Below are 616 nucleotides of genomic sequence, written 5' to 3'. Positions count from 1 at the left end.
CTGTTCGACACCGCCGGCATGCGGCGCAAGGCCAAGATCCACGAAAAGCTGGAAGTGATGTCGGTGCAGGACGGCCTGCGCGCCATCCGCTTCGCCGAGATCGTCATCATCGTGCTCGACGCCACCATCCCTTTCGAGAAGCAGGACCTGCAGATCGCCGATCTGATCATCCGCGAGGGTCGCGCGCCGGTGATCGCCTTCAACAAATGGGACCTGATCGACAACCCGCAGGAACTGCTGGCTGAACTGCGCGAAAAGACCGAGCGACTGCTTCCCCAGGTGCGGGGCATCCAGGCGGTGACGGTGTCGGCCGAGACCGGCCGCGGCCTGGACAAGCTGATGGATAGCGTCATCAAGACGCACAAGGTCTGGAACAGCCGCGTCTCGACCGGCAAGCTCAACCGCTGGCTGGAAGGTATACTGGCGCATCACCCGCCGCCTGCCGTCGCCGGCCGCCGGCTGAAGATCAAATATGTCACCCAGGCCAAGACCCGCCCGCCGGGCTTCGTCGTCTCCTGCTCGCGGCCGGACGCGATGCCGCAATCGTATGTCCGCTACCTGTCCAACAGCCTGCGCGAGGCCTTCGACATGCCCGGCGTGCCGATCCGCATGGCGC

Annotated in this window: 1 protein-coding gene; it reads left to right on the top strand. The window is 65.1% G+C overall.

Going from position 1 to position 616, the window contains the following annotated elements:
- On the top strand, positions 1-616 hold a 616-nt coding region (locus tag EN781_RS33720; protein ID WP_127400789.1), incomplete at both ends, for a GTP-binding protein.

It is taken from the genome of Mesorhizobium sp. M4A.F.Ca.ET.090.04.2.1, from assembly GCF_003999085.1.
Classification (GTDB): Bacteria; Pseudomonadota; Alphaproteobacteria; order Rhizobiales; family Rhizobiaceae; genus Mesorhizobium.
The sequence above is the reverse complement of the archived record's forward strand: the minus strand, read 5'-3'. Positions and strand labels throughout refer to the sequence as shown.